1 protein-coding gene is annotated in these 332 nt (G+C 56.3%); it reads left to right on the top strand.

Translation table 11 applies throughout. The features are described 5' to 3' along the window. Positions 1-42: 42 nt before the first annotated feature. A partial coding sequence (locus Q4563_RS17955) for a tetrahydrofolate dehydrogenase/cyclohydrolase catalytic domain-containing protein (protein ID WP_303605469.1) occupies positions 43-332 on the top strand: 290 nt, incomplete at its 3' end.

Here is a 332-nt window from a genome sequence, read left to right as displayed (position 1 = left end):
GTTGATGGTAACAAAACTGTCGTTTTCAAATAGGAGCACAACATGGCTACTCGAATCGACGGAAAAGTTATCTCGGCGCAAGTGCTGGACGAGGTCGCCACGGATGCGGCGGCCTTTCTTGAAGACTACGGCATCAAGCCTGGTCTGGCCGTGGTGCTGGTCGGGGAAGACCCGGCCAGTCAGGTCTATGTGCGCAACAAGATTGCCCGTGCGACCGAATCCGGACTGAACTCGATCGAGCATCGTCTGCCGATCGTTACCACCCAGGAAACCCTGAACCAGCTGGTGGCCGCATTGAATGTGGACCCGGCGGTACACGGTATTCTGGTACA

This window comes from Gilvimarinus sp. 1_MG-2023, from assembly GCF_030548285.1.
Note: the sequence above shows the minus strand (reverse complement) of the source record. Positions and strands in the feature narration are given on the sequence as shown.